We start from the raw sequence: 21769 nt of genomic DNA on the forward strand, positions 1-21769 counted from the left end.
CGTTCTGGGGATCAGTTCTTGGTCTGGTCGACCAGCTTGTTGGCGCCGATCCAGGGCATCATCGCGCGCAGCTGGGCACCGGTCTTTTCGATCGGGTGCGCGGCAGCGGCCTTGCGTGCAGCCTTGAGTTCGGGCTGGCCGGCGCGGTTGTCGAGCACGAAGTTCTTAACGAAGCGGCCCGACTGGATGTCGGCCAGAACGCGCTTCATTTCCGCCTTGGTTTCGGCGGTGATGATGCGCGGACCGGTCACGATGTCGCCGTATTCGGCGGTGTTCGAGATCGAGTAGCGCATGTTGGCGATGCCGCCTTCATAGAGCAGGTCGACGATCAGCTTGGTTTCGTGGAGGCATTCGAAATAGGCCATTTCCGGGGCATAGCCGGCTTCGACCAGGGTTTCGAAACCCGCCTGGATCAGGTGGGTCACGCCGCCGCACAGCACGGCCTGCTCGCCGAACAGGTCGGTTTCGCACTCTTCCTTGAAGTTGGTTTCGATGATGCCCGAACGGCCACCGCCCACGCCCGAAGCATAGGCCAGCGCGATATCGTGTGCATTGCCGGTCGCGTCCTGGTGGATCGCGACGAGGCAGGGCACGCCGCCGCCCTTGACGTATTCACCGCGCACGGTGTGGCCGGGGCCCTTGGGGGCGACCATGATCACGTCCACGTCGGCGCGCGGTTCGATCAGGCCGAAATGCACGTTGAGACCGTGGGCAAAGGCCAGCGCCGCGCCGGGGCGCAGGTTGGCATGGATGTCGTCGGCATAGATCGCGGCCTGGTGCTCGTCGGGCGCCAGGATCATGAGCACGTCGGCCCAGGCGGCGGCTTCGGCGTTGGGCAGGACCTTGAAGCCGGCGGCTTCCGCCTTGGCGGCGCTGGCCGAGCCCGGACGCAGCGCGATGGCCACTTCCTTGATGCCCGAATCGCGCAAGTTCTGCGCATGCGCGTGGCCCTGGCTGCCATAGCCGAGGATGGCGATCTTCTTGCCGGTGATCAGGTTCAGATCGCAATCGGCGTCGTAATAAACCTTCATGGTATTCGTCCTTGGTTGGTCGTCCTGCCGCAAGGGCATCCATCGGGCTGCAAGAGCGCTGTGGCGGACGTTGGTTTGGTCTGTCGCGAAAAATTCTGGTCTGGCGAACGCCGGCTGGGTCAGGCCGCCAGGGCGCCGCGGATCATGCCGACGATGCCGGTGCGGCCCACTTCCACCAGGCCGAGTTCCTTCATCAGTGCAACGAAGGTGTCGATCTTGTCGGGCGCGCCGGTCAGTTCGAAAATGAAGCTCGACGTGGTGGTGTCGACCACGTTGGCACGAAATACTTCGGCCAGGCGCAGCGCTTCCACGCGGTTCTCGCCCTTGCCCGAAACCTTGATCAGCGCCAGTTCGCGGGCCACGTAGGGGCCAACCTCGGTCAGGTCGGTCACCTTGTGCACCGGTACCAGGCGTTCGAGCTGGGCGTGGATCTGGTCGATCACCGCCGGCGGGCCGTGCGTCACGATCGTGATGCGGCTGACATCGTGCTCGTCGGTGATGTCGGCCACGGTCAGGCTGTCGATATTGTAGCCGCGCGCGGTGAACAGCCCGGCGATCTTGGCCAGGATGCCCGCTTCGTTGTCGACCGTGATGGTCAGGACGTGGCGCTCCTGCGCCTCTGCTTTGATTTTCATCATCGGATCAATCTTCAAAATCTGGCTTCAATTCCGGCTTCAGACCAGGGCCTTGGCCTCATCATCCATCGTGCCGGCCACCTCGTCGCCGTAGAGGATCATGTCGGTGTGCGCCGCGCCCGAGGGGATCATCGGGAAGCAGTTGGCTTCCTTCGTCACGCGGCAATCGACGATCACCGGGCCGGGATAGTCGATCATCGCGCGGATGCCATCGTCCAGCTGGTCGAGCGTGTCGATCTGGATGCCCTTCCAGCCATAGGCCTCTGCCAGCTTCACGAAATCGGGCAGCGCATCGGAATAGGAGCTGGAATAACGGCTTTCATACGTCAGTTCCTGCCACTGGCGCACCATCCCCATCCATTCGTTGTTGAGGATGAAGACCTTGACCGGCAGGCGAAACTGCGTGGCGGTGCCAAGTTCCTGGATGTTCATCTGGATCGAGGCGTCGCCGGCAATATCGATCACCAGCGCATCGGGGCAACCGACCTGCGCACCGATGGCGGCGGGCAGGCCATAGCCCATCGTCCCCAGGCCCCCGGACGTGAGCCACTTGTTGGGCGCATCGAAATGGAAGTGCTGCGCCGCCCACATCTGGTGCTGGCCCACTTCGGTGCTGATGATCGGCTCGCGGTCCTTGGTCAGTTCATAGAGCCGCTCGATCGCCAGCTGGGGCATGATCTCGCCATTGGTGCGCTTGGGATAGGCCAGGCTGTTGCGCGCGCGCCAGCCTTCGATCCGCGCCTGCCATTCGCCCAGGTCTTGCGCCACATGCCCGGCATCGAGCCAGCCGGTGATGATCTGGCGCAGCACCTGGCCGCAATCGCCCACAAGCGGCAGATCGACGCGCACGGTCTTGTTGATCGAGGCGCGGTCGATGTCGATGTGGATCTTGCGGCTGTCGGGCGAGAACGCATCGAGGCGGCCGGTGACGCGATCGTCGAACCGCGCCCCGACGCACACGACCAGGTCGGCCTTGTTCATCGCCATGTTGGCTTCATAGGTGCCGTGCATGCCCAGCATGCCCAGCCAATCCTTGTGCGCGGCGGGAAATGCGCCCAGGCCCATCAGCGTGGACGTGACCGGCGCGCCGGTGAGCGCCTGGAGTTCCTGCAGCAGGCGCGCGGCTTCCGGGCCGGAATTGATCACGCCGCCACCAGTATAGAGCACCGGCGCCTTGGCCGCGGCCAGCATGGCAACGGCCTGGGCAACGGCGTCGGCCGGGGCTTCCACTTGCGGGGTATAGCGGTTGCGCACTTGCGGTGCCTGGCCGGTCCAGCGGGTGGAGGCGATCTGCACGTCCTTGGGAATGTCGATCACCACCGGGCCGGGGCGGCCTTGCGTCGCGATGCGGAACGCCTCGTCGATCACGCTGGCCAGTTCGGCCGGGTCCTTCACCAGGTAATTGTGCTTGGTGCAGTGGCGCGTGATGCCAACGGTATCGGCTTCCTGGAACGCGTCGGAACCGATGAGGGCGGTGGGCACCTGGCCGGTAATCACGACGAGCGGAATCGAATCGAGGAACGCGTCGGCAATGCCGGTGACGGCATTGGTGGCGCCGGGGCCGGAGGTGACCAGCACGACGCCGGGCTTGCCCGTGGCGCGGGCATAGCCTTCGGCCGCGTGGGCCGCGCCGGCTTCATGGCGGACGAGGATGTGGCGGATGCGTTCATCGCCGAACAGCGCATCATAGATCGGAAGTACGGCGCCGCCGGGATAGCCGAACACGAATTCGACGCCCTTGGCGACCAGGCTTTCGACCAGGATTTCAGCGCCGCTGCGCTCGCTTTTCACGACCTTGTTCCCTTGCTTGCAGGGCCGGATCAACGGCCCAAAACCCTTGAAAACTGCGACCGGCCGCAGTCGCCTGCGCCGGTCCAAAACCCTTAAAAACTGCGGCCCGGCTGCAGTTGCCTGCGCCGGGCCGTCTCTCCCTACTCGGGCACCTGGCAAAGCCAGGCAATTGACGGCTTGGTAATTGACACAAACATTCGTGTCAACTCATGAGTTTTGAAATAAAGATGCTAGGGCGTGGCTGTCAAGGAAATTTTCGTGCGTCCCGCGCGGCCATTCGCCCGGAAACTGGTGTTTGGCCCAGGTGAATTGCCGTTTGGCGTAACGCCGCGTCGCCTGTTGACCGGCGGCAATGGCGGATTCGGCAGTCATTTCCCCGCGCAGGAACGCGGCGATTTCGGGCACGCCGATCGCGCGCATCACCGGCAGATCGGGATCGAGGTTGCGCGCCAGCAGCGCTGCCACTTCCTCCAGCGCGCCGCCCTGCCACATGCGTTCAAAGCGCAAGTCGCAGCGGGCATAGAGCCAGGCGCGATCGGGCAGCAGCACCAGCGGGCGCAGGTCGACCGCAGCGGCAATGCCGCCTTCGCGCCGGCCCTGCCAGTGGGCCAGGGGCTGCCCGGTGGAGCGCACCACTTCGAGGGCACGCGCCACGCGGGTGGTATCTGCCGGGTTGAGCAGTGCGGCGCGCGCCGGGTCTTCGCGGGAGAGCGCGGCATGGGCCTCTGCCACGGGCAGCGCGCGCACCGCGGCGCGGGTGGCGGGGTCGATCGGCGGGATGGGGGCAATGCCCTCGATCAGCGTGCGGATATAAAGGCCGGTGCCGCCCACCAGGATGGGCAGCGCGTCTTGCGCATGCGCCGCGGCGATCGCGGCCTTGGCCGCCTGCGCCCAATCGGCGGCAGAGCAGGCCTGCGCCCCGTCCCATGCGCCGAACAGGTGGTGGGGCACGCTTTGCATTTCTTCGGGCGATGGGCGTGCGCTCAACACGGCAAGGTCGGCATAGACCTGCGCGCTATCGGCGTTGATCACCACGGCGCGGCCGCCGGCGGCCTGCTCGGCCAGGGCCAGGCGCACGGCAAGATCGCTCTTGCCGCTGGCGGTCGGCCCTGCAATGAGCGCGAGCGGAGGCCGGCGGTCCGCTGCGGATGCGTGTTGGCCGGAACAGGAAAGGGACGTTTCAGTGCTCATTGCCCGTCTGATAGCAGACCCGGAGACGCTTGGTGACAATCTTGCGCGGGCTATGGAACTGATCGAGGAAGCCGGCGCCGAAGTGGCCGGGGCCGGCATGCTGGATTTCTGCGAATCGGTGCTGGAAATGGAAGTGGTCGATGGCGATGCGGCCACGGTGCGCGACATTCTCGATCGCTGCTTCCCCACCAGCGATTTCCTGCTGTCCGACCGCGTGATCGAAACCCCGCGCCTGTTCGTGTCTGACATGGATTCGACCATGATCAGCGCCGAATGCATCGATGAGCTGGCCGATTTTGCCGGGCTCAAGGATCGCATCGCGGCGATTACCGAACGCGCCATGCAGGGCGAGCTTGATTTCGAATCCGCCCTGCGCGAGCGGGTGGGCCTGCTCAAGGACTTGCCCGAGGCCGCGATCACGCAGTGCCTCGACGAACGCATCCGCCCGATGCCCGGCGCGCGCGTGCTGGTGTCCACCCTGAAATCGCGCGGCTGCCACACCGTGCTGGTTACCGGGGGCTTCCATTCCTTTGCCGATCCAGTCGCGGCGCAGCTTGGTTTCGACCGCGTGGTGGGCAATCGCCTGGAAATCGTCGATGGCAAGCTGACGGGGGCCCTGGTTGGCGGGATCGTCGACAGCGGCGTGAAAAAGACCGTGCTGCTGGACGAGCTGGCGCGGCTTGGCCCAGCCACCGTCAGCCTGGCCACGGGCGACGGTGCCAACGATATCCCGATGATCGAGGCCGCGACCCACGGGATTGCCTATTATGCCAAGCCCAAGGCACGCCAGGCCGCCGACGGCTGGATCGATCGGGGCGACCTGACCTCGATCCTCCATCTGTTCGGGATCGCGCGCGAGGATTGGGTGATCGACTGATGCAGGCGGAAGAGCGCGACTTTGCGGCGCTGCCGCTGCTGGATCCCGCACGGGAAAAGCCGCGCCTGCGCCCCTGGGTTGCATTCGGGCACTTTCGCCGCCTGATGCACAACACCGAGAACACCGCCGAAGTGTTCGGCATCTTTGCCGCGTTGCCCTGGCGCGGCGGCGGCCGGGCAGGGACGGCGTTCCTGTCCACGCCGCAGGGCCAGGCCCTGGCCCTGGCCGAACCGTGGCTGCCCGCCGTGCTCGACGATCACGCGGCGCTGCGCCGCATGCCGGCCGGCTCGCTCGCCCAGGCCTATTGCGATTTCATGGAAGCCGAGGGGCTGACCGCACAGGGCCTGGTGGACGAGGCTGAGCGCTTCCTGGCCGATCGCCCGCGCTACAACGACCGTTTCCAGTGGTACATGAACCGGCTGCGCGATGTGCACGATCTGATCCACGTGCTCACCGGTTATGGCCGTGATCCGCTGGGCGAGGCCTGCGTGCTGGCATTCACTTACCCGCAGCAACCCGCGCCGGGGCACTTGTTCATCGCCTGGATGGCCGCGCTGCAGATGAAACTGCGCCTCAAGAGCCGTGCCCCGGTGTTGGCCGCCGTGCGCGAGGCGTGGCAGCGGGGCAAGCCATGTCCGCGCCTGATGGAGCAGCCGATCACCGCACTGCTGCCCCTGCCACTCGATGAAGCGCGCCGCCGCCTGGGGATCGTGCCGGGCGTGGTCTACACCCGCGCCCATGCGGTGTGGCGCGGCGAAGGCATCGACCCGCGCGATCTGCTCGCAGCGGCCCGCTGAATCCACAAAGCCCCTCCCGCCTGCGGGAGGAGTTGGGGGAGGGCGTGTCATGCCCTGCCGTTTCGGGCTTCCACCACCCCCCGACCCCCTCCTCTGAAGAGGACGGGGAGTATCGAGCAGGCACAAAAAAGCCCCCTCCTCTTCAGAGGAGGGGGTTGGGGGTGGTGCGAGGCCTAGCAAAGACCTCGAACGATCACCCCTCCATCCAGTCCCGGAAGAACGCTTCGTTGGCTTCGCGCAGGGTGGCGAGCGGCACGCCGGCCACGGCCTGGCCACCAGTGGTGCCGAGCTTCGTCGCGCCTTCCAGGTCCACCCCGGCAGGCGTGGTGACGACATAGCGCGACTGGTCTTCGCCAAACGCCTGCGCGGTGCTGAGCGGGGCATCGAGCGTCACGCCGATCTTGCCGGCCAGCGCCATTTCGGTGAGCGCCACGAGCAGGCCGCCGTCGGCCACGTCGTGCACCGCAGTCACCTTGCCATCCGCGATCCATTCGCGCACCTGTTCGCCGTTGCGGCGCTCCAGCGCGAGATCGACGGACGGTGCTTCGCCTTCCTCGCGGCCCAGGATTTCGCGCAAGTAGAGCGACTGGCCCAGGTGCGTGCCCTGGGGCCCAAGCAGCCACACGGTTTCGCCTTCGGCCTTGAACGCGATGGTGGCCATCTGTTCGTGGTCGAGCATCAGGCCCACGCCGCCGATGGCCGGGGTGGGCAGGATCGCCGAGCCGCCGCCGGTCGCCTTGGATTCGTTGTAGAGCGAGACGTTGCCCGACACGATGGGGTAATCCAGCGCGCGGCAGGCATCGCCCATGCCTTCCAGGCAGCCCACGATCTGGCCCATGATTTCCGGGCGCTGCGGGTTGGCGAAGTTGAGGCAGTTGGTGATGGCCAGCGGCGTGGCGCCGACCGCGCAGATGTTGCGGAAGGTCTCGGCCACGGCCTGCTTGCCGCCTTCATAGGGATCGGCAAAGCAATAGCGAGGGGTGCAATCGGTGCTCATCGCCAGCGCCTTGTCGGTGCCGTGCACGCGCACCACGGCCGCATCGCCACCGCTCTTCTGCAGCGTGTCGGCGCCCACCTGGCTATCGTATTGCTCGAAGATCCAGCGGCGGTTGGCCAGGTCCGGGCTGCCGATCAGCTTGACCAGGTCCGCGCCGATATCCGTGCTTTCGGGCAGGGCCCCGAGCGGCGCCGGCTTGGGGCTCGGCACGTGCGGGCGATCATAGAGCGGGGCATCGTCGGCCAGCGGGTCGAGCGGAATGTCGCACACCACTTCGCCGTTCCATTCCAGCACCATGTGGCCGGTGTCGGTCACTTCGCCGATCACGGCAAAGTCCAGTTCCCACTTGCGGAAGATCGCTTCGGCCATCGGCTCCTTGCCGGGCTTCAGCACCATGAGCATGCGCTCCTGGCTTTCCGAGAGCATCATTTCATAAGGCGTCATGCCCTCTTCGCGGCACGGCACCATGTTCATGTTGAGGCGGATGCCCGCGCCGCCCTTGCTGGCCATTTCCACCGAGGAAGAGGTGAGACCGGCCGCGCCCATGTCCTGGATGGCCACGATCGCGTCGGTCGCCATCAATTCGAGGCAGGCCTCAATCAGCAGCTTTTCGGTGAAGGGGTCGCCCACTTGCACGGTGGGGCGCTTTTCCTCGCTCTTCTCGTCGAAATCGGCGCTGGCCATGGTGGCGCCGTGGATGCCGTCGCGCCCGGTCTTGGACCCGACATAGACGATCGGATTGCCCAGGCCCGTGGCCGCCGAGTAAAAGATCTTGTCGGTATCGGCCACGCCCACGGTCATCGCGTTGACCAGGATGTTGCCGTCATAGGCCTTGTGGAAATTGGTTTCGCCGCCAACCGTCGGCACGCCCACGCAATTGCCATAGCCGCCGATGCCCGCGACCACGCCTTGCACCAGGTGCTTCATCTTGGGGTGGTCGGGTCGGCCGAAACGCAGCGCGTTCATGTTGGCCACCGGCCGCGCGCCCATGGTGAACACGTCGCGCAGGATGCCGCCAACGCCCGTGGCTGCGCCCTGGTAGGGTTCGATGTAGCTGGGGTGGTTGTGGCTTTCCATCTTGAAGATGGCGGCCTGGCCATCGCCAATGTCGATCACGCCAGCGTTCTCGCCGGGGCCGCAGATCACCCAGGGCGCCGTGGTCGGCAGCTTCTTCAAGTGGATGCGGCTCGACTTGTACGAGCAGTGTTCGGACCACATGACCGAGAAGATGCCCAGTTCCACCAGATTGGGCTCGCGCCCCAGCGCGCCGAGCACGCGGGCGTATTCTTCTTCCGACAGGCCGTGGGCGGCGACGATTTCAGCGGTGATCTGGGACATGGCAGCGCCCTTAGCCGCGTGCGCGCGATTGCGCCAGAGGGAGAACGGCGCAAAAGGCGGGTGAGGGCGCGCATGTTCGTCGTGTCACCGGGCTTGACCGGCCTGCCGCGCCCGGCCATTGCTGGCGCCGATGGCAAGCACACCCGATATCGCCGCGCTCAGCTTCGAGGATGCGCTGAAAGAACTGGAAGTGGTGGTTCGCCGCCTAGAAAGCGGCGAGGCTCCGCTCGACGAGTCGATCGACCTCTACACCCGGGGCGAGGCATTGCGCACGCATTGCCAGGCCCGGCTCGATGCCGCGCAGGCGCGAATCGAGGCGGTCGTGGCCGATCGTGAAGGACGTCCGGCGGCAACGCGGCCGTTCGACGGGGCCTGAACGCCATGGCCACGCCCGAGGGCCGCTTCGGCTTGCTCAAGCCCGCACTGGCGGCGATCCAGGCCGAGATCGACGCGAGTTTCGACGCGCTGCTGCCCATCCCGGGCGATCCGCGCGACCGGCTGGTCGAGGCCATGCGCTATGCCACCATCGGCGGCGGCAAGCGGTTGCGCCCGCTTTTGGTAACCGCGACTGCGGCGATGTATGGCGTCGATCGCCAGGCGGCGGTGCGTGCCGGCACCGCGCTTGAGGCGATCCACGTCTATTCGCTGATCCACGACGATCTGCCGTGCATGGACAATGACGACCTGCGCCATGGCAAGGCCACGGTGCACAAGGCGTTCGACGATGCCACGGCCGTGCTGGCCGGCGACGCGCTGCACGATTTCGCGTTCGAAGTGCTGTCCGATCCGGCGATGAGCGGCGATCCCTTCGTGCGGGTGGAATTGATCCGCACTCTGGCGGTCAACAGTGGCACGCATGGCATGGCCGGCGGCCAGATGATGGACATCGTGGCCGAAACCGCCACGTTCGATTTGCCCACGGTCACCCGGCTGCAACAGCTCAAGACCGGGGCCCTGCTCGCCACGGCGGTGGAAATGGGCGCGATCCTGGGGCGCCTGCCGCCCGAGGGACGCACCCATCTGCGCGGCTATGCGCGCGACATCGGCCTGGCGTTCCAGATCGCCGACGACCTGCTCGACGCCGAAGGCGATGAAGCCGCCGCCGGCAAGGCGCTGCGCAAGGACGCGGTGGCGGGCAAGGAAACCTTTGTTTCGCTGCTGGGCGTGGAGCGCGCCCGCGAACAGGCGAGCATCCTGGTGGAGCAGGCCATTGCGCATCTCGCCAGCCATGGTTCGGAGGCGGACCTGCTGCGCGAACTGGCGCGCTTCATCGTGGAAAGGAATCACTGATGGCGCCGCGCGTTGGCATCTATCCCGGCACGTTCGATCCGATCACGCTGGGCCATCTCGACATCATCCGCCGCGGGGCCAAGCTGGTGGACCAGCTGATCGTGGGGGTGACCACCAATCCTTCCAAGAACCCGATGTTCACGCCTGAAGAGCGCATGGATATGGTGACCCGCGAACTGGACGAGCAGGGCATCGAGAATGTCTCCGTGGTTGGGTTCAATGCCCTGCTGATGAAGTTTGCCGAAGCGCAGGGCGCCAGCGTGATCGTGCGGGGGCTGCGCGCCGTGGCCGATTTCGAATACGAATACCAGATGGCCGGGATGAACCAGCAGCTCAATGACCGCATCGAGACGGTGTTCCTGATGGCTGATGTCAGCCTTCAGCCGATCGCGTCCAAGCTGGTCAAGGAAATCGCCCTGTTCGGTGGCGACATTTCCGGCTTCGTTACCCCCACCGTGCGCGACGATGTGGTGGCGCGTGTGGAGCAGATCGGCCGCCTGGGAGACTATTGACCCCGCGCGCCGGGACACTGGCGGCGTTTATTGCCGAATCGTTCATTGCAGTGTCAGCGCGCTCGGCCTAATCGGCGTTTCACCTATTCCAACAAGGATCGCAGGCTTGATGATCGCCCGTTCGTTTTCCAAGGCCCTGATGAGCGCTGCACTGGCGGCCACGGCGATTGTCTTTGCGGCAACTGCCGCGCCGGCGATGGCGCAAAGCCAGCAGGAAAAGGCGCCGGCCCAGCCCTTCAAGCTCGACAAGGTGGTGCCCGAGCACGAAATTCCATATGCCGTCGACACGGATCCCGCGCACGATCCCGACAACGTGCTGGTGCTCGACCTGTCGAATGGCGGGCGCGTGCTCATCCGCCTGATGCCGCAATGGGCCCCGCATCATGTGGAGCGGATCAAGACCCTGACGCGCCAGGGCTTTTACGACGGGATCATCTTCCACCGCGTGATCGACGGGTTCATGGCGCAGACCGGCGATCCCACCGGCACCGGGCAGGGCGGGTCCAAGCTGCCCGACCTTCAGGCCGAATTCAACGATGCCCCGCACATGCGCGGCACGGTGTCGATGGCCCGCACCAACGAGCCCAATTCGGCCAACAGCCAGTTCTTCATCGTGTTCTATCCGCGCTTTGCGCTGGATCACAAGTATACCAATTTCGGCCGTGTGATCAGCGGTATGGATGCGGTGGACACGATCGTGCGCGGCGAACCGCCCAGCAACCCGACCAAGATCCTCCAGGCCTCGATCCTGGCCGACAACAAGCCACGTCCGGCCCCGCCGGCAGCCGTGCCGACCAGCGCGATCACGCCCGACATGCTGAGCAAGTCGCGCACCAACTGAGCGGGTAACCGCAAGGCCCTTCGACAAGCTCAGGGCGAACGGCGGGGAGTGTTCGGATTCTCTCAAATTCCGTTCGGGCTGAGCCTGTCGAAGCCCCCTAGCGGTCAAGCCCTTGCCCTGCGCCACCGCTGCGGCTAGCGGCCTGCCCCATGCGTGTTGACCTTTTCGATTTCGAACTGCCGCCCGAAAACATCGCCCTGCGTCCGGCCCGCCCGCGCGATGCGGCCAAGCTGCTCCATGTTGCCGGTGGCGCGGCGCTGACCGATCACGTGGTGCGCGATCTGCCCGGCCTGTTGCGCGCAGGCGACGTGCTCGTGTTCAACGATACCCGCGTGATTCCCGCCCAATTGGAAGGCCGCCGGGGCGAAGCGCGGATCGGCGCCACGCTGCACAAGCGGCTGGATCTGCGGCGCTGGCAAGCGTTCATCCGCAATGGCAAGCGCCTGCGCGCGGGCGATACGATCGATTTCGGCGCCGATGTTGCCGCCACGGCCGAAGAGCGCCATGCCGATGGCAGCTGGACCCTGCTCTTTCCGGGCGAGGAGCCGGTGGAAATCTTGCTGGAGCGGGCGGGGCGCATGCCGCTGCCGCCCTACATCGCCGGCAAGCGAGAGACCGACGCGCAGGATCGCAGCGACTATCAGACGATGTTCGCGCAAAAGGATGGCGCCGTGGCCGCGCCCACGGCGGCGCTGCATTTCACGCCCGAACTGATGGCGGCGCTGGCCCAGGCCGGGATCGCCCATGAAACGCTGACTTTGCATGTCGGCGCGGGCACGTTCCTGCCGGTCAAGGCAGACGACACTGCCGACCACCAGATGCATGCCGAATGGGGCCGGATCGAGCCGGACACCGCAGCCCGCCTCAACGCCGCGCGGGCAGCCGGTGGGCGGATCATCGCGGTGGGCACCACGTCGCTGCGCCTGCTGGAAAGCGCGGCCGACGAGGCCCGCACGATCCATCCCTTCGAAGGCGACACCGCCATTTTCATCACGCCCGGCTACACCTTCAAGGCGATCGACGGGCTGATGACCAATTTCCACCTGCCCAAGTCCACGCTGTTCATGCTGGTTTCGGCGTTGATGGGGCTGGAAACGATGCAGGCGGCCTATGCCCACGCCATCGCCGGTGGTTATCGCTTCTACAGCTACGGGGATTCCTCGCTGCTGCTGCCATAAAGCGCAGTTTGCGCCGCGCGCATGATCGTTAAGCCTGCGCTTCCGACAAGCCAGGGGAGAGCGGCATGGTTCCGGCGCATGTTCCACACGCGCGGGTGGTGGATTTCGACATCTTCGATCCGCCCGGCGTGGAGCAGGACTATTTCGCGGCATGGCAGGCGCTGGCTGCTGGGCAGGGCCTGGTGTGGACGCGGTCCAATGGCGGCCACTGGATCGCCACGCGGGGCGATGTGGTGCGTGCGCTGTGGATGGATGCAGACCGGCTTTCCAGCGCCTGCCTGGCGGTAACGCCGGGGCTGGGGGAGGTGATGCAGTTCATTCCGCTGCAGCAGGACGGGGCCGAGCACAAGGCATACCGCACCCCGGTGATGAAGGGCCTGGCGTCCCGCTTCGTAGTGGCGATGGAGCCGCAGGTGGAAGCGGTGGCGCGCGAATTGTGCGCCGGCCTGCGCCCGCGCCAGGCTTGCGAATTCGTGGCCGACTTTGCCGAGATCCTGCCCCTCAATATCTTCCTCACCATGATCGACGTGCCGCTGGAAGATCGCCCGCGCCTGCGCCGGCTGGGCGCGCAGCTCACCCGGCCCGATGGCTCGATGACGGTGGAGCAGTTGAAGCAGGCTGCCGACGACTATCTCTGGCCGTTCATCGAGAAGCGCATGGCCGCGCCGGGCGAAGACCTGTTCAGCCGCATCCTGGCCGAACCAGTGGAGGGCCGGCCCTGGACGGTCGACGCGGCGCGGCGCATGTGCCGCAACCTGCTGTTCGGCGGGCTCGATACGGTGGCGGCGATGATCGGCATGGTGGCGCTGCATCTGGCGCGCCATCCGCAGGACCAGGACCTGCTGCGCGCGCAGCCCGACCTGATCCCGGCCGCGGCGGATGAACTGATGCGGCGCTATCCCACGGTCTCGGTCAGCCGCAATGCCGTGGCCGATGTTGCCGTGGATGGCGTGACGATCCGCGCCGGCGATCTGGTCTATCTGCCCAGCGTTCTGCACAATCTCGATCCGGCCTGCTTCGACCGGCCAGAGGAAGTGGACTTTGCCCGCTCCCTTTCGCCCATGCGCCACACCACGCTGGGGGCCGGGGCGCATCGCTGCGTCGGCGCGGGGCTGGCGCGGATGGAAGTGATCGTGTTCCTGCGCGAATGGCTGGCGGCGATCCCGCGCTTTGCCCTGGCGCCCGATCAGCCGGTGACGATGAAAGGCGGCAATGTGGGGGCCTGCACCCGGTTGCCGCTGGTCTGGACGGCCTAGGCGCGGGAACGATCGAGCCGGACGAGAGCAAAGCCGGCGAGAAGCGCCACGGCGCTGCCGATCACGGTATCGAGTGCACGGGCGAGCAGCAGCGTTTCCAGCGCCAGCGGGCCGCGATGCGCGGCTTGCGCCAGCAGCAGCGCCAGCGGTGTGATCAGCATCACGGCCAGGCCATAGTGGCGCGGCACCAGCGCTTCGACGCCCCACGAAAGCAATGTGATCGCCAGCGCGACCAGCCAGGGATGCGGCGCAAGCGGGAGCAGCAGGGCGGCCGGCACCAGGCCGAGCAGCGTGCCCGCCACGCGGTGGGCATAACGGGTCTTCACCGCGGCAAAGCTCATCCCCTGGATCACGGCGATGCAACTGACCGGTGCCCAATAAGGGCGCGGCACGCCGGCAAGGTGGGCAAGCGCGTGCGATGCCGCCACGGCAAGTCCTACAACCACCGGCACTGCGCCGCTGCGCTCTACCCAGGCCAGCGGCGTGGCAGCGGGGGCGGACAAGTCCGGCGCCACCACGCGGAACAGCCCGACCATCGCCAGGGCCAGGGCTACGCCGCCGCCCAATTGCAGCATCACCTGCGGCAGGGCGGCGAGCGGCAGCGCAATTTGCGTGGCAAGCGCAGCACTCATGCACGGGAACAGCGCGCCGGGCATCCCCACGCGCCCGCGGAGCACCGCCGCCACCGCGCCGGCGGCAAACAGGCCCAGCCCGATTGCCGCCATCGGCCCGGAAGGCGCCATGATCGTGCCCAGCACGAACCCGGCGATGATCCCCAGCCCCATCGCGCCGACCACTGCAAATTGCCGCCGGGGTGAGCCAGGGGGCAGGGCGCAAAAGGCAAAGGCGCCCAACGCCGCATTGGTGCCGGCCGGAATATTGCCCGCGATCGCGCCGCCGGCCATGGCCACGCCCACCGCCGCTGCGGCCAGCACGGCCAACTGCCACGGACGGCTCGCCGGGCGCAGCGTCAGCAGGCCGTGCAGCCGTGCCATCACCCGGCAAACCATTGCCACACCAGCCGCCCGGTCAGGCCCAGGCTGACGACGATGAGCAGCGGGCGTATCAACCGGGCGCCAAAGCGGGTGGCGAAATGGCTGCCGATCACCGCGCCCGCCATCGCGCCTGCACCCATGCACAGGCCCAGCAGCCACAGCACGTGGCCACCCAGCGCGAAGACGATCACGCTGGCGAGGTTGCTGATCAGGTTGAGCAGCTTGGTCAGTCCCGTGGCGCGGGTCAGCCCCATGCCGCGCAGGGCAACCAGGGTGGTCGTATAGAACTGCCCCGCGCCCGGTCCGAAGAAGCCGTCATAGAACCCCACGCCACCGGCAACGGGCAGGAAGCCGCGCGGCCCCACGCGATCGTGCCGGTCGCCATCGTCCATGCGCGGCGAGAGCACGGTATAGAGTGCCACGCCGATCAGCAGCACCGGCACGATCAGCGAAAGCACATGGGCATCGAAATGCTGGATGATCAGTGCCCCGATCAACGCCCCGGCAAAAGTCACCGCGGCAAGGGTGCCATTGCCCGCCATGGTGAACAGGCCGGCGCGGTGATAGCGCCAGGTGGCCATGCTGGTGCCGCACATCGACTGGATCTTGTTGGTGCCCAGCGTCAGGTGCGGGGGCAGGCCCAGTGTGATCAGCGCCGGCATCATGATCAGACCGCCGCCCCCGGCAATCGCATCGACCATGCCGGTGACCACGGCGATCGCCGTCAGCACGCCATACATCCAGGCGTGCGGCTCGAACGGCGCAACCGGCGGGGTGGCCTGGGTCGCAGCTTGGGCGGTGGCGATGGCAAGGTGGATCAGCGACATTTGCACGCCTTGGCGTTTGCGCCTAAGGGCCGCAACTGTTCTTTCTCCCCCGGATGCCAGCTAGCCCACGATGACCCGCTTTTCGTTCCAGATTCACGCCACCAGCGGCAAGGCCCGCACCGGCACCATCCAGATGATGCGGGGCGAGATCCGCACCCCCGCGTTCATGCCGGTGGGCACCGCGGCCACGGTCAAGGCGATGAAAGTGGAAGACGTGCGCCGCACCGGCGCTGACATCATCCTGGGCAACACCTATCACCTGATGCTGCGTCCCGGCGCCGAGCGCATGGCCCGGCTGGGGGGCCTGCACGCCTTCATGGGCTGGGATCGCCCGATCCTGACCGATAGCGGCGGCTATCAGGTGATGAGCCTGTCGGAACTGCGCAAGATCACCGAGGATGGCGTGACGTTCGCCAGCCACCTCGATGGTTCGCGCCACATGCTCAGCCCCGAACGCTCGATGGAAATCCAGCGGCTGCTGGGGTCGGACATCGTCATGGCATTTGATGAATGCCCGCGCGCCGATCAGCCGCGCGACGTGATCGCGCGGTCCATGGAAATGTCGATGCGCTGGGCCCGCCGCAGCCGTGCCGGGTTCGACAGCGGGGAAGAGCATGCCGCGCGTTCCGCCCTGTTCGGCATCCAGCAGGGCGCACTGGATGAAGGCCTGCGCCAGGCCAGTGCCGACGCGCTGCGCGACATCGGCTTCGATGGCTATGCCATCGGTGGGCTTGCCGTGGGCGAGGGGCAGGAGGCGATGTTCGCCACGCTCGATTTCGCACCGGGCCAGTTGCCCGCCGATCGCCCGCGCTACCTGATGGGCGTGGGCAAGCCCGATGACCTGGTGGGCGCGGTGGAGCGCGGAGTGGACATGTTCGATTGCGTGCTGCCCACGCGATCGGGCCGCAACGGCCAGGGCTTTACCTGGAACGGCCCGATCAACATGCGCAACGCCCGCCATGCCGAGGATACCGGCCCGCTCGACGAGCGCTGCACCTGCCCGGTCTGCGCCAAATACAGCCGCGCCTATCTGCATCACCTGCACAAATCGGGCGAGATGCTGGGCGCCATGCTGCTGACCGAGCACAACCTCTCGTTCTACCAGCAACTGATGGCGGCCATGCGCGCCGCGATTGCCGAAGACCGCTTTGCCGCCTTTGCCGCCGATTTCCGCCGGGACTATCTGCGCAAGGAGTAAGCCCCGCAAAACGGATGCGAATTTTCCCGGTCCGGCCTTTCCCATCCGCGCCACTTTGCTATGCCTAGCAAGGTTTTGATATAAATTGGGATGGGGCATGGCGCATCGGCATCGGGGATTGGGCTGCCTTTTGGCAGGCGCGGGAATGGCGCTGGTGGCGGCGGTTGCTGGCAGCAGCGCCCAGGCCGCCGATCCGGCGCCGCTGGATGGCGCCGCAGCCGCGCGGGCATTTGGCGCACGCGTGGGCGTTTCGGCAATGAGCATGTCGCCCGATGGCACCCATGTCTCTTTCCTGGTGCCCGATGGCGATGGGCAAAAGGTCATGGTCGCAGATCTGGTCGCGGGCGGCGCGCCGCGCGCGATCCTGGGCAGCAATCGCAGCGATGAAAGGATCGGTAGCTGCACCTGGCCCACCAACCAGCGCCTGTTCTGCCGTGTCCAGGTCTATTCCGAGAATGCCGGCACACCGATCAGCTTTGCGCGCATGCTGGCCGTCGATGTGGATGGCAAGCACGTTGGCGTGGTGTCTGAACAGCAAAGCGATCGGGCCCTGGGTTTCGATTATCACGGCGGCGCGGTGATCGATTGGACCGGCGATAAGCCCGGGCAGGTGCTGATGACGCGCACGTTCGTGCCCGAAACCACGATCGGCACGCACCTGGCCAAGACCGACGACGGCTTCGGCGTCGAATCCGTGGACGCGACCACCTTGCAGCGCCGCACCGTGGAACGGCCCCGTGTCGATGCCGAGGCCTATGTCACCGATGGCATCGGCCACGTCCGCCTGATGGCCCGCGCTGTGGCCAATGCCACCGGTTACGATACCGGCAAAGCCACGTGGTACTATCGCAAGGCCGGATCGTCCGATTGGCTGGCATTGGGCCGCACGGATGAAAGCGACGGCATTTCCGCGCGCGGTTTCCAGCCCGCTGCGGTCGATCCCACGCAGGACGTGGCCTTTGGCTTCGATGCCGGCGATGGCGGGCGCAGCGCACTGTTTCGCATCAAGCTGGACGGCTCGCTGGCACGCGATCGCGTGCTTGGGCGCGGCGATGTCGATGTTGACGAACTGGTCACCATCGGGCGCAACCGCCGCGTCGTGGGGGTGAGCTACGCCACCGAAACCCGCGTGGTGGAATTCTTCGATCCCGCGCTCAAGACCCTGGCTGCCGCGCTGCACAAGGCCTTGCCCGGCCAGCCGCAGATCGACTTCATCGATGCGGCGGCCGACGAAAGCCGGCTGCTGCTGCTGGCTGGTGGCGATACTGATCCGGGAACCTATTACGTCTTCGACAAGCCGACGCACCATCTCGAACAGGTCCTCGCCGTCCGTCCGGAACTTACCGGTGTCGGCTTGGCCCCGATGAAGCCGATCACTTATCCCGCCGCTGACGGAACGTCGATCCCGGCCTACCTCACGCTCCCGGCTGGCAGCAACGGCAGGGGCCTGCCGGCCATCGTCATGCCCCATGGCGGGCCCAGTGCGCGCGATGAATGGGGTTTTGACTGGCTGGTGCAGTTCTTCGCGGCGCGTGGCTATGCCGTGCTGCAGCCCAATTATCGTGGCTCGTCGGGGTTCGGGATCGACTGGCAATCCAGGAACGGCTTTCAATCCTGGCCCAAGGCGATCGGCGATATCGACGACGCGGGTCGCTGGCTTTTGTCGCAGGGCATTGCCGCGCCCGGGAAGATCGCCATCTTCGGCTGGTCCTATGGCGGCTATGCCGCGCTGCAATCGGGGGTAGTTGATCCCGGATTGTTCAAGGCCATCGTCGCGGTCGCACCGGTGACGGACCTCGCGCGGCTGCGCGAAAACGCGCAAAGCTATACCAATGGTGTCATCGTCGACCGCCAGATCGGCCATGGCGACTATATCAAGGCGGGCTCACCCGCGCAGAACGCATCGTCGATCACGGTGCCGGTCATGCTGTTTCACGGCGATGCCGATCTCAATGTGCCGGTGGACCAATCGCGCCTGATGGCAGACCGGCTCCGCGCGGCGGGTCGCTCTGTCGAATATGTCGAGTTCAAGAAGCTCGATCATCAGCTCGATAGCGGGGCGGCGCGCATCCAGTTGCTGAGCAGCAGCGATGCGTTCCTGCGCAAGGCGATGGCCATCGCTCCCTAAAGCGAGGCCGCCGCCCGGGGCGTAGCGCCCGGCGTCAGGCAGCGATCTGGGGACGCGGCGTCATCACCGCCTGCGTCTCCAGGCGCGTGCCGGGATATTGCGCGAATTCGCCGGTGCGCGTGTCCAGAAAGCCGGCGCCGATGGCGCTGGCCTGGGCCTTGGCAGTTTCCAGATCGGGATACCATTTGCCGCAACGGTGCGGGGTGACGAAGCGATACATCAGCATGCTCCGACAATGCCTGCAGCGCCGTGCCGTTCCCGCTTTCTGCTGCGCGCGTGCGCGATTTGCGACGATCCGTTTGTTGCGGGAAACGGCTGAAAATGTTGCTTTAATATGTCTACCAGGCAGAGGCCATCGGTGGCAGCATTTCCGCCAGGAATTCGATCCAGGCGCGGGTTCTGGCGGCCGGCCGGCGCGAGGGATGGGTGACCGCATGGATCGCGCCGAGTTGCGCCAGGGGCTGGTCCAATGGCACCTCCACCAGCCGGCCCTCGCGCAGCGCGCGTGCCGCGATGAAGCGCGGGCCATAGACCAGGCCCAGGCCCGCAGCAGCAGCTTCAACCAGCACATCGCCGTTGTCGGCTTGCAGCGTTCCGCGCACCGGCTGGTGGATCGTGCCGTCCAGGCCAAAGCGCCAGATGTGCCGCCCCAGCATCGACAGCGTGAAGCCAAGGCAATCGTGCTGTGCCAGGTCGCTCAATTGCGTGGGCGTGCCGCGCCGCGCGAGATAGCTGGGTGAAGCGCAGACGACCAGGTGCATGTCGGCCAGCTTGCGGGCGATCAGGTTGCCATCCAGCAGCCGGCCGATGCGGATCGCCATGTCCCAGCGCTCTTCCACCAGGTCGACATGCCGGTCGCTCAACCCCAGTTCGATGACGATGCCCGGGTGGCGCTGGTTGAAGGCGGCCACCAGCGGGGCCAGGTGCAGCACGCCGAACGACATCGGCACGCTTACCCGCAACAGTCCCTCGATCGCCACGCTTTGGGCGGCGGCATCGGCTTCCGCCTCGCGCAAGTCGGCCAGCACGCGCGTCGCCCGGTCGAGGTAGGCCGTGCCCGCCTCGGTCAACAGCAGGCGCCGGGTGGTGCGGTGGACCAGCGTTGTGCCCAGCCTGCTTTCCAGCGCGGTAAGATGCTTGGCGGCCATCGCGGGGGACATGTGCAGCGTGCGCGCGGCGGCCGAAAGCCCGCCCAGGCGGATCGCTTCCACGAAGACTTCGATGCCGGTCAGGCGGTCGGCCACAGATTTCCTACCTCTGGTAAAAAGACAATGTCGTTGGCGACATATTATCATCCAAGGGTGGAAACGCCATCATGGCTGGGATCATTTCAACAAGGACGATCCCCTGTCATGACACGCAACAAGACTTTCGCCGCCCTGGCCCTGGCGCTGGCGGTTCCCGCCCTCGCGGTGCCGGCGCTGGTCGCCGCGCAGGCGACTGCCGCGCCCTCGGCCGTGCCGGCTGGCACCTATCAGGTGGAAAGCCACCACACCCTGGCCGAATTCACGGTCAGCCACTTCGGCTTCAACGATTTCTTCGGCGTCATCCCCGGCGCCACCGGCACGATGACGCTCAACCCGGCGGATCTTGCCGCCACGGCGCTCGACGTGTCGCTGCCGGTCTCGGCCATCTCCACCACCAACGCGACGCTCGATGGTGAACTCAAGAGCGCCGACTGGTTCGACGCGGCCAAGTATCCCACCATCCGCTTCGTGGCGCGCAAGGTGGTGCCCACTGGCGAGCGCAGCGCCAAGATCGAAGGTGATCTTACCCTGCACGGCGTGACCAAGCCGATTACGCTCGATGCCACGTTCGGCGGCGCCGGTGCCAATCCGATGAGCAAGGCCTTCACCGTGGGCTTTGGCGCCACCGGCACGCTCAAGCGCTCGGACTTCGGCGTGAGCAAGTACGTGCCCTTCGTGAGCGACGAAGTGCGGCTCAAGATCACTGTGGCGTTCGAAAAGAAGGCCTGATCGGCAAGGCGGCCCGGTGCGTGCAAACGCATCGGGCCTGCCGGCCAACCGCTGCTCGCAGGCAACAAAAAAGGCGGGGCAAAACCCCGCCTTTTCCGTTTGTCTTGTCCGAATGGACCGACCGATCAGCGCGAATAGAATTCGACGACCAGGTTCGGTTCCATCTTCACCGGATAGGGCACTTCGTCGAGCGTGGGCACGCGCACGAAAGTGATCTTGTCGTTGCCTTCCTGGGCGACGTAGTCAGGCACGTCGCGCTCGGGCAGGGCCTGGGCTTCGGCGATCAGGGCCATTTCCTTGGCCTTGGGGCCCAGGGTGATGACGTCGCCGGGGCGCACGCGGCGGCTGGCGATGTTGCACTTCACGCCGTTCACGCGGATGTGGCCGTGCGAAACGATCTGGCGAGCCGAGAACACGGTCGGCGCGAACTTGGCGCGGTACACGACCATGTCGAGGCGCTGTTCGAGCAGGCCGATCAGGTTCTGACCGGTATCGCCCTTCATGTTCGACGCTTCCTGGTAGGTGCGCTTGAACTGCTTTTCGGTCACGTCGCCGTAGTAGCCCTTGAGCTTCTGCTTGGCGCGCAGCTGGATACCGAAGTCGGAAACCTTGCTCTTGCGGCGCTGGCCGTGCTGGCCGGGGCCATACGAGCGGCGGTTCACCGAGCTCTTGGGGCGGCCCCACAGGTTTTCACCAAGGCGACGGTCAATCTTGTACTTGGACGAATGGCGCTTCGACACGCGTTCGTTCCTTTCAACTAGCGTTTCATGTGAGGAAAGCCGCAGCGGCCCTCCTGGCTGTTGTCCGGACCCGCACCATCTGGCCTGTTGCCAGATGCGGCCACCACTTCACCGGACGTGTGGGGCCAATTGCGAAGGCGCGCCTAGAACAGGCATTGCCTTCAGAGTCAA

The 21769-nt window shown here is 66.2% G+C and carries 21 protein-coding genes; 11 read left to right on the forward strand and 10 right to left on the reverse strand.

Features of this window, described 5'->3' with window-relative positions; genetic code table 11:
• Positions 1-11: 11 nt before the first annotated feature.
• The 4 genes from ilvC to miaA form a co-directional block, all read right to left on the reverse strand.
• A complete protein-coding gene (ilvC, locus tag FHT19_RS04505) occupies positions 12-1031 on the reverse strand; it encodes a ketol-acid reductoisomerase (RefSeq protein ID WP_168554554.1) in 1020 nt (339 codons plus the stop codon).
• Positions 1032-1150: 119 nt separating this feature from the next.
• Positions 1151-1666, reverse strand: coding sequence for an acetolactate synthase small subunit (gene ilvN, locus FHT19_RS04510; RefSeq protein ID WP_179506435.1), 516 nt, complete (start codon positions 1664-1666; stop codon positions 1151-1153).
• Between the two features lie 39 nt (positions 1667-1705).
• The gene (gene ilvB, locus FHT19_RS04515) at positions 1706-3457 is read right to left on the reverse strand and encodes a biosynthetic-type acetolactate synthase large subunit (protein ID WP_169474073.1); all 1752 of its coding nucleotides are present in this window, start codon (positions 3455-3457) and stop codon (positions 1706-1708) included.
• Between the two features lie 207 nt (positions 3458-3664).
• Positions 3665-4648 carry a tRNA (adenosine(37)-N6)-dimethylallyltransferase MiaA gene (gene miaA / locus FHT19_RS04520; RefSeq protein WP_169474074.1) on the reverse strand — a complete coding sequence of 328 codons (984 nt, stop codon included), beginning with the start codon at positions 4646-4648 and terminating at the stop codon, positions 3665-3667.
• Positions 4649-4700: 52 nt separating this feature from the next.
• Here miaA and serB point away from each other — a divergent pair, with 52 nt between their 5' ends.
• Both serB and FHT19_RS04530 read left to right on the forward strand, forming a co-directional pair.
• Positions 4701-5525 carry a phosphoserine phosphatase SerB gene (gene serB, locus FHT19_RS04525; RefSeq protein ID WP_211184780.1) on the forward strand — a complete coding sequence of 275 codons (825 nt, stop codon included), beginning with the start codon at positions 4701-4703 and terminating at the stop codon, positions 5523-5525.
• Positions 5525-6322, forward strand: a complete 798-nt coding sequence (locus FHT19_RS04530) for a Coq4 family protein (RefSeq protein WP_168554559.1) — start codon at positions 5525-5527, stop codon at positions 6320-6322. The genes serB and FHT19_RS04530 overlap by 1 nt, the downstream gene beginning before the upstream one ends.
• A gap of 193 nt (positions 6323-6515) precedes the next feature.
• Here the strand turns inward: FHT19_RS04530 and purL are convergent, their stop codons facing one another.
• Positions 6516-8657 carry a phosphoribosylformylglycinamidine synthase subunit PurL gene (purL, locus tag FHT19_RS04535; RefSeq protein ID WP_169474076.1) on the reverse strand — a complete coding sequence of 714 codons (2142 nt, stop codon included), beginning with the start codon at positions 8655-8657 and terminating at the stop codon, positions 6516-6518.
• A gap of 130 nt (positions 8658-8787) precedes the next feature.
• On the opposite strand from purL, the gene FHT19_RS04540 reads away from it, so the two are divergent.
• The 6 genes from FHT19_RS04540 (at position 8788) to FHT19_RS04565 (ending at position 13734) form a co-directional block, all read left to right on the forward strand.
• On the forward strand, positions 8788-9033 hold the full coding sequence (locus FHT19_RS04540; protein WP_110761299.1) for an exodeoxyribonuclease VII small subunit: 246 nt from the start codon (positions 8788-8790) through the stop codon (positions 9031-9033).
• Positions 9034-9038: 5 nt separating this feature from the next.
• Positions 9039-9947, forward strand: coding sequence for a polyprenyl synthetase family protein (locus tag FHT19_RS04545; RefSeq protein WP_168554561.1), 909 nt, complete (start codon positions 9039-9041; stop codon positions 9945-9947).
• Positions 9947-10459 carry a pantetheine-phosphate adenylyltransferase gene (coaD, locus tag FHT19_RS04550; protein ID WP_168554562.1) on the forward strand — a complete coding sequence of 171 codons (513 nt, stop codon included), beginning with the start codon at positions 9947-9949 and terminating at the stop codon, positions 10457-10459. The genes FHT19_RS04545 and coaD overlap by 1 nt, the downstream gene beginning before the upstream one ends.
• 109 nt (positions 10460-10568) lie before the next feature.
• Positions 10569-11300, forward strand: a complete 732-nt coding sequence (locus tag FHT19_RS04555; protein WP_248290268.1) for a peptidylprolyl isomerase — start codon at positions 10569-10571, stop codon at positions 11298-11300.
• A 149-nt stretch (positions 11301-11449) separates the two neighbouring features.
• Entirely contained in the window at positions 11450-12478 is a 1029-nt protein-coding gene (gene queA / locus FHT19_RS04560; protein WP_169474077.1) for a tRNA preQ1(34) S-adenosylmethionine ribosyltransferase-isomerase QueA, read from the forward strand.
• A 65-nt stretch (positions 12479-12543) separates the two neighbouring features.
• A complete protein-coding gene (locus FHT19_RS04565) occupies positions 12544-13734 on the forward strand; it encodes a cytochrome P450 (protein ID WP_169474078.1) in 1191 nt (396 codons plus the stop codon).
• Here FHT19_RS04565 and FHT19_RS04570 read toward each other — a convergent pair.
• A complete protein-coding gene (locus FHT19_RS04570) occupies positions 13731-14729 on the reverse strand; it encodes an FUSC family protein (protein ID WP_169474079.1) in 999 nt (332 codons plus the stop codon). The genes FHT19_RS04565 and FHT19_RS04570 overlap by 4 nt on opposite strands.
• Positions 14729-15556, reverse strand: a complete 828-nt coding sequence (locus FHT19_RS04575) for a TSUP family transporter (RefSeq protein ID WP_168554566.1) — start codon at positions 15554-15556, stop codon at positions 14729-14731. Before FHT19_RS04575 ends, FHT19_RS04570 begins: the two co-directional genes overlap by 1 nt.
• 70 nt (positions 15557-15626) lie before the next feature.
• Between FHT19_RS04575 and tgt the strand changes: the two genes are divergently transcribed.
• Positions 15627-16754, forward strand: a complete 1128-nt coding sequence (gene tgt, locus FHT19_RS04580) for a tRNA guanosine(34) transglycosylase Tgt (RefSeq protein ID WP_169474080.1) — start codon at positions 15627-15629, stop codon at positions 16752-16754.
• 145 nt (positions 16755-16899) lie between these two features.
• Positions 16900-18882 carry a S9 family peptidase gene (locus FHT19_RS04585; RefSeq protein ID WP_211184779.1) on the forward strand — a complete coding sequence of 661 codons (1983 nt, stop codon included), beginning with the start codon at positions 16900-16902 and terminating at the stop codon, positions 18880-18882.
• 34 nt (positions 18883-18916) lie between these two features.
• Here the strand turns inward: FHT19_RS04585 and FHT19_RS04590 are convergent, their stop codons facing one another.
• A complete protein-coding gene (locus tag FHT19_RS04590; protein WP_168554567.1) occupies positions 18917-19108 on the reverse strand; it encodes a hypothetical protein in 192 nt (63 codons plus the stop codon).
• Positions 19109-19220: 112 nt separating this feature from the next.
• A complete protein-coding gene (locus tag FHT19_RS04595; RefSeq protein WP_169474081.1) occupies positions 19221-20126 on the reverse strand; it encodes a LysR family transcriptional regulator in 906 nt (301 codons plus the stop codon).
• A gap of 108 nt (positions 20127-20234) precedes the next feature.
• Here FHT19_RS04595 and FHT19_RS04600 point away from each other — a divergent pair, with 108 nt between their 5' ends.
• A complete protein-coding gene (locus FHT19_RS04600) occupies positions 20235-20858 on the forward strand; it encodes a YceI family protein (protein WP_168554569.1) in 624 nt (207 codons plus the stop codon).
• A gap of 125 nt (positions 20859-20983) precedes the next feature.
• Here FHT19_RS04600 and rpsD read toward each other — a convergent pair whose 3' ends face one another.
• Positions 20984-21598, reverse strand: a complete 615-nt coding sequence (gene rpsD, locus FHT19_RS04605; RefSeq protein ID WP_168554570.1) for a 30S ribosomal protein S4 — start codon at positions 21596-21598, stop codon at positions 20984-20986.
• Between the last annotated feature and the right edge of the window lie 171 nt (positions 21599-21769).

Origin of the sequence: Novosphingobium sp. SG919 (genome assembly GCF_012932495.1) — a bacterium.
GTDB classification, from domain to species: domain Bacteria; phylum Pseudomonadota; class Alphaproteobacteria; order Sphingomonadales; family Sphingomonadaceae; genus Novosphingobium; species Novosphingobium rhizosphaerae.

Bases quoted from the DNA above. Each gene is read 5' to 3' on its own strand.
- ilvC (WP_168554554.1), bottom strand. From the start codon at position 1,031: ATGAAGGTTTATTACGACGCCGATTGCGATCTGAACCTGATCACCGGC.
- ilvN (WP_179506435.1), bottom strand. From the start codon at position 1,666: ATGAAAATCAAAGCAGAGGCGCAGGAGCGCCACGTCCTGACCATCACG.
- miaA (WP_169474074.1), bottom strand. From the start codon at position 4,648: ATGAGCACTGAAACGTCCCTTTCCTGTTCCGGCCAACACGCATCCGCA.
- serB (WP_211184780.1), top strand. From the start codon at position 4,701: ATGGAACTGATCGAGGAAGCCGGCGCCGAAGTGGCCGGGGCCGGCATG.
- FHT19_RS04530 (WP_168554559.1), top strand. From the start codon at position 5,525: ATGCAGGCGGAAGAGCGCGACTTTGCGGCGCTGCCGCTGCTGGATCCC.
- purL (WP_169474076.1), bottom strand. From the start codon at position 8,657: ATGTCCCAGATCACCGCTGAAATCGTCGCCGCCCACGGCCTGTCGGAA.
- FHT19_RS04540 (WP_110761299.1), top strand. From the start codon at position 8,788: ATGGCAAGCACACCCGATATCGCCGCGCTCAGCTTCGAGGATGCGCTG.
- FHT19_RS04545 (WP_168554561.1), top strand. From the start codon at position 9,039: ATGGCCACGCCCGAGGGCCGCTTCGGCTTGCTCAAGCCCGCACTGGCG.
- coaD (WP_168554562.1), top strand. From the start codon at position 9,947: ATGGCGCCGCGCGTTGGCATCTATCCCGGCACGTTCGATCCGATCACG.
- FHT19_RS04555 (WP_248290268.1), top strand. From the start codon at position 10,569: ATGATCGCCCGTTCGTTTTCCAAGGCCCTGATGAGCGCTGCACTGGCG.
- queA (WP_169474077.1), top strand. From the start codon at position 11,450: ATGCGTGTTGACCTTTTCGATTTCGAACTGCCGCCCGAAAACATCGCC.
- FHT19_RS04565 (WP_169474078.1), top strand. From the start codon at position 12,544: ATGGTTCCGGCGCATGTTCCACACGCGCGGGTGGTGGATTTCGACATC.
- FHT19_RS04570 (WP_169474079.1), bottom strand. From the start codon at position 14,729: ATGGCACGGCTGCACGGCCTGCTGACGCTGCGCCCGGCGAGCCGTCCG.
- FHT19_RS04575 (WP_168554566.1), bottom strand. From the start codon at position 15,556: ATGTCGCTGATCCACCTTGCCATCGCCACCGCCCAAGCTGCGACCCAG.
- tgt (WP_169474080.1), top strand. From the start codon at position 15,627: ATGACCCGCTTTTCGTTCCAGATTCACGCCACCAGCGGCAAGGCCCGC.
- FHT19_RS04585 (WP_211184779.1), top strand. From the start codon at position 16,900: ATGGCGCTGGTGGCGGCGGTTGCTGGCAGCAGCGCCCAGGCCGCCGAT.
- FHT19_RS04590 (WP_168554567.1), bottom strand. From the start codon at position 19,108: ATGCTGATGTATCGCTTCGTCACCCCGCACCGTTGCGGCAAATGGTAT.
- FHT19_RS04600 (WP_168554569.1), top strand. From the start codon at position 20,235: ATGACACGCAACAAGACTTTCGCCGCCCTGGCCCTGGCGCTGGCGGTT.